Consider the following 1,222-nt stretch of genomic DNA (forward strand, 5'->3'; position numbering starts at 1 on the left):
CTAGTGTCACGTCACTACTATATTGACGGATAAAGATGTTTGAGTTTGATTCGTGAATCAGCCGTGGTGAATTGCCAGTTGATCGTTGCCTTTTTGTTGTTCCGCTCTCGCTCCCATGCAGCTACCTCCCGCCGTACTTCTGCGATCTGCTCGATTCGCCGATTCAGACACTGGCCTGACAAAACTCGCAATTCGATTTCAGCCATGTTCAGCCAACTCCCATGCTTCGGCGTGTACACGAAATCGAATCGATCCAGCAGAGCTTTTGCTATTTCCGGCGCGTAGGTCTCGTAAAGCGATCCCGGCGCATGGGTGTTGAGATTATCCATCACTAGCGTGATCTTTTCGGCGTGTTTGTACTTGCTGGCGATGTCTGCCAGAAACCTCGACCAGTCCTGCTTTTTCCGGGTTTCGGTGACCTTGACCAGTCGCTTGCCCATCAGTGGCTCGGTGGCGATAAAAATATTGCACGTGCCGTTCCTGACGTACTCATAATCATATCGGGCGGCACGCCCTGGCCCGGCTGGAATAGGCGTTCTGCTCTCGCCGATCAGTTGCTTCGGCGACTCATCCATGCAGAGCACCGGATAAAGCGGATCGTACGGCTGCTTGTACACGTCCAGCACGGTCTCCATTTGAGCGACAAAATCGCTGCTTTGTTTTGGCGGAATCACCCATCCTTCCTGCTTCCACGGCTTGAGGAGGTTTTTTTTAACGTCCGACGCACCGTTTCATAGGAAATCTCGTCAACATAGTTCAGTTCAATAGCTTTATCGGCAAGAAGCCTCAGTGTCCAGCGAGCATGGCCTTCCGGGGCCGGTGAGCAGCTCAGGGCAATGAGCCTGGCCTCAAGATCGCCATCGACTTTTTTGGCAAAGACGCGACTCGTTGGTTTGCGAGTCATGACGGCTTCAAGCCCCTCTTCAACGAATTGCTTTTTGACCCGATCTATGGTTTTCATGCTCACGTTCAAAACCCGAGCAATGGTCTCATTGATTGAGCGCACGTGTTGATGCTGTCCTTCGTCGCAAGCCAGCAAAATCAGGGCTGACAAGACGTTTTGAGCTTTCTGCTTGCCTTTGCTGCTCAGAGCGTCGAGTTCTTCCCGCTCTTCTTTGGTCAGGGTAACTTTGTACTTCTTCATCTTCACGATGGTTGGGTTGATCAATGAAGATGAAGGTAATCATTCTATACGACTGTTTCTGCGTGATGCGACACTAGT

At 51.2% G+C, this 1,222-nt stretch carries 1 protein-coding gene; it reads right to left on the bottom strand.

The features are described from left to right. Nucleotides 1-17: 17 nt before the first annotated feature. Nucleotides 18-1,144 (bottom strand): IS630 family transposase gene (locus FGF66_RS12330; protein ID WP_139457936.1). Its coding sequence is split into 2 segments (ribosomal slippage): nt 18-715 and nt 715-1,144, totalling 1,128 coding nucleotides; the frame shifts between segments, so codons are not numbered across the junction. Nucleotides 1,145-1,222: the final 78 nt, after the last annotated feature.

The organism is Chlorobaculum thiosulfatiphilum (assembly GCF_006265165.1).
Classification (GTDB): Bacteria; Bacteroidota; Chlorobiia; order Chlorobiales; family Chlorobiaceae; genus Chlorobaculum; species Chlorobaculum thiosulfatiphilum.